Genomic DNA, 1369 nt, shown 5'->3' on the forward strand with positions numbered 1-1369 from the left:
CTGACGAAGTCAGCTCAAAACACCGTTTTGAGGTTGCCGGATAAGACTGACGAAGTCAGTAACATATACCTACGGCAAGGCGACGTTGACGCGGTTTGAAGAGATTTTCGAAGAGTATTATTAGAAAGTATGTCAGTGATTTCCTTATCTATAAGCAAAAAACTTGAAAAAAGTGAATGTTTGCGTTATCATTTTCATATAGAAAGAAAAAGAGGTATTACAGATGGCTATTATCTTACCAGAACTTCCATATGCATACGACGCTTTGGAACCATACATCGATGCGGAAACAATGCATTTGCACCATGACAAACACCATCAAACTTATGTCAACAATGCCAATGCAGCTTTAGAAAAACACCCTGAAATCGGTGAAGACCTTGAAGCCTTGCTTGCTGATGTAGAATCTATCCCAGCTGATATCCGTCAAGCACTTATCAACAATGGTGGCGGACACTTGAACCACGCTCTTTTCTGGGAATTGATGACTCCTGAAAAAACAGCTCCTTCAGCAGAACTTGCAGCAGATATCGATGCAACATTTGGTTCATTTGAAGAATTCCAAGCAGCCTTCACTGCAGCAGCAACAACTCGTTTCGGTTCTGGATGGGCATGGTTGGTTGTCAACAAAGAAGGGAAGCTTGAAGTGACTTCAACAGCAAACCAAGACACACCAATCTCAGAAGGTAAAAAACCAATCTTGGGCTTGGACGTTTGGGAACATGCTTACTATGTGAAATACCGCAACGTGCGTCCTGACTACATCAAAGCTTTCTTTTCAGTAATCAACTGGAATAAAGTAGATGAATTGTACGCAGCTGCTAAATAATGATAGTTGGAGGGAAGAATTGTTCTTCTCTTTTTAGGTTATAAGATTCTGGTCTGACAAAATCGTCAGACTTTTTTCATTTTTATGAGAAACGTGCTAAATTTCAAATAGGGCGTGCAAAGCCTTTGATATAGCTACTTTTCACAATTGAGCTAATGGATTTTTAAACTTTTTGTGGACTTTTTAAGAACTTTTTAATTTTTCAATGGCTTTTTCATAAAATGAAGTAGCGTTTTTCTTGTTGTCTTTGGACAAGTGGCTATAAGTATCCATGGTTATTGATATTTGAGAATGCCCTAGCCTTGTTTGTATTTCTTTGTAAGGCAGTCCAGCATTGAGTAAGATACTAGCGTGAGTGTGGCGGAAAGCGTGGAACGTTAAACGAGGGCACTCAGAAAGTTTTAAATGTTTCTCAAGTCTATGCCTAAGCGTCCTAGCGTCTCTATATTCGTCGAAGCAATTAGAAAATACTTTTTCATAAGTTAAGCCTATTTCTCTACCAACTTGCGCTTGTCTATTTTTGTAAAGCCGCAGCATGAG

Annotated in this window: 2 protein-coding genes; one reads left to right on the forward strand and one right to left on the reverse strand. The window is 39.2% G+C overall.

Annotated elements, in window-relative coordinates; all coding sequences use genetic code 11:
* The first annotated feature begins 223 nt into the window (after positions 1-223).
* Positions 224-829 (forward strand): superoxide dismutase SodA, encoded by a 606-nt coding sequence (gene sodA / locus HT723_RS10395; protein ID WP_172935155.1) that lies wholly within the window; start codon positions 224-226, stop codon positions 827-829.
* Positions 830-1012: 183 nt separating this feature from the next.
* Here sodA and HT723_RS10400 read toward each other — a convergent pair.
* A partial coding sequence (locus HT723_RS10400) for a tyrosine-type recombinase/integrase (protein WP_172935156.1) occupies positions 1013-1369 on the reverse strand: 357 nt, incomplete at its 5' end.

The sequence above is a fragment of the Streptococcus sp. 2106 genome (assembly GCF_013277315.1).
Classification (GTDB): domain Bacteria; phylum Bacillota; class Bacilli; order Lactobacillales; family Streptococcaceae; genus Streptococcus; species Streptococcus pseudopneumoniae.

What these genes read in the sequence shown, in the direction of transcription:
- sodA (WP_172935155.1), top strand. Translation starts at nt 224, where the DNA reads ATGGCTATTATCTTACCAGAACTTCCATATGCATACGACGCTTTGGAA.